3 protein-coding genes are annotated in these 2,269 nt (G+C 65.0%); all 3 read right to left on the bottom strand.

What is annotated here, in order from left to right:
* On the bottom strand, positions 1-1,226 hold a 1,226-nt coding region (locus AC1DT7_RS24100; protein ID WP_478038843.1), incomplete at its 3' end, for an acyl-CoA carboxylase subunit beta.
* Positions 1,223-1,675: a MaoC family dehydratase gene (locus AC1DT7_RS24095; RefSeq protein WP_478038845.1), complete on the bottom strand. Its 453-nt coding sequence runs from the start codon at positions 1,673-1,675 to the stop codon at positions 1,223-1,225. The genes AC1DT7_RS24095 and AC1DT7_RS24100, both read right to left, overlap by 4 nt.
* Positions 1,675-2,269 (bottom strand): acyl-CoA dehydrogenase family protein (locus tag AC1DT7_RS24090; RefSeq protein ID WP_478038841.1); only part of this gene is annotated, 595 nt, incomplete at its 5' end. The genes AC1DT7_RS24090 and AC1DT7_RS24095, both read right to left, overlap by 1 nt.

Genomic DNA, 2,269 nt, shown 5'->3' with positions numbered 1-2,269 from the left:
GGCACGCTCGCGGTTGCCACCGCGGTGACGAGCTTGGCGCCATGCTTGGCAATGCCCTCCGCCTCGTAGCGGCCGCCGACCATGAAGCCCGAGATATTCTGCAGGAACAGCAGCGGGATGCGCCGCTGGCACGCCAGCTCGATGAAATGCGCCCCCTTCACGGCGCTCTCCGAGAAGAGCACGCCGTTATTGGCGAGGATCGCGACGGGCATGCCCCAGATATGCGCAAAGCCGCACACCAGGCTCGATCCGTACAGCGCCTTGAACTCATGGAACTCGCTGCCGTCGACCAGCCGCGCGATCACTTCGTGCACATCGTAAGGCGCGCGGACGTCGGAGGGCACGATCCCGTACAGTTCTTCGGCGTCGAACTTCGGCGCGCGCGGCTCCTTCAGCGCGATGTCCGGTTTCCGGTTCTCAGGGAGTGTCGAGACGATGTCGCGCACGATGGTCAGCGCATGCTCGTCATTCTCGGCGACATGATCGACCACCCCCGACTTGCGGCCATGGGTCTCCGCGCCGCCAAGCTCCTCGGCGGAGATCACTTCGCCCGTCGCCGCCTTCACCAGCGGCGGGCCCGCGAGGAAGATCGTGCCCTGGTTGCGCACGATCACCGTCTCGTCGGACATGGCCGGCACATAGGCGCCGCCCGCGGTGCAGCTGCCCATCACGCAAGCGATTTGCGGAATGCCCTTGGCCGACATGTTGGCCTGGTTGAAGAAGATCCGCCCGAAATGATCGCGGTCGGGGAATACCTCGGCCTGGTGGGGCAGGTTCGCGCCGCCCGAATCGACCAGATAGATGCAGGGGAGGCGGTTCGCCTCGGCGATCTCCTGCGCGCGCAGATGCTTTTTCACGGTCAGCGGATAATAGGTCCCGCCCTTCACCGTGGCGTCGTTGCAGACGATCATCACCTGCCGCCCGGAAACGCGGCCGATGCCGGCGATCACGCCCGCCCCCGGCACCTCGTCGTCATACAGGCCATTCGCAACGAGCTGCCCGATCTCCAGAAAGGGCGATCCCGGATCGAGCAGCCGCTCGACGCGGTCTCGCGGGAGCAGTTTGCCGCGCGACGTGTGCCGTTCGCGACTTTTCTCGGAGCCGCCGAGCGCCGTGCGCGCGACATCGGCGCGGAGCCGCCCGGCCAAAGCACGGTTGTGCGCTGCGTTGGCGCGGAAGGTCTCGCTCTCCGGCGATAGCCTGGTGTCCAGAGCCGGCGCGCTCATGCCGGCGATCTCGAAAGCAACGCCGATCTCAGGCACTGGCAGACGATCTGGTCGCGTTGATTGATCAGGACATGGCGAAACGTCACGAGCCCCGCATCAGGCCGCGATTTGCTATCGCGAAGCTCCGCGATTTTGGTCTCCGCCCGCATCGTATCGCCGATGAAGACAGGACTTGGCATGATGAGCTTGTCGTAACCGAGGTTCGCAATCAGCGTTCCCAGCGTTGTGTCGCCTACGGTGAGCCCGATCATCAGGGCAAAGGTGAAAGTGCCGTTGACGAGAATCTTGCCGAACTCACTCCGCTTTGCCGTCTCGATATCGAGATGGAGCGGTTGCGGGTTGTGCGTCATCGTCGTGAACAGCAGATTGTCGGTCTCCGTCACAGTGCGGCGAATGTCGTGGGCGATATGGTCGCCAACGCGCCATTGGTCGTAATATCTTCCTGCCATCACGCGCCCTCTGTTCCGGCCCCGATCAGCTCTCGGCCGATCAGCATCCGCCGGATCTCGTTGGTCCCGGCGCCGATATCGAGCAGCTTGGCGTCGCGCAGGAAGCGTTCGACCGGCCAGTCCTTGGTGTAACCCGCACCGCCCAGCGCCTGGACCGCCTCGCCCGCGACGCGGAAGGCATTCTCGCTGGCCAGCAGGATCGCACCGGCTGCGTCGAAGCGGGTGGTCTTGCCGGCGTCGCAGGCCCGAGCAACCGCATAGACATAGGCGCGGGCCGAGTTGAGCGCGACATACATGTCGGCGACCTTGGCCTGCATCAGCTGGAAGGCGCCGATCGGCTTGCCGAACTGTTTGCGCTCGCGCAGATATGGGACGACCACGTCGAGGCAGGCCTGCATGATGCCGAGCTGGATGCCGGCGAGCACGGTGCGCTCATAGTCGAGGCCCGACATCAGCACGCCGACGCCGCCATTGACCGGGCCCATGACATTCTCGTGCGGGACCTCGCAGTCGTCGAACACCAGCTCGGCGGTGGGGCTGCCGCGCATGCCCATCTTGTCGATCTTCTGGCCGATCGAGAAACCGGGCATGTCC

It is taken from the genome of Sphingomonas sp. P3_C6 (genome assembly GCF_056402595.1).
The sequence above is the reverse complement of the archived record's forward strand: the minus strand, read 5'-3'. Positions and strand labels throughout refer to the sequence as shown.

Bases quoted from the DNA above. Each gene is read 5' to 3' on its own strand.
- AC1DT7_RS24095 (WP_478038845.1), bottom strand. From the start codon at position 1,675: ATGGCAGGAAGATATTACGACCAATGGCGCGTTGGCGACCATATCGCC.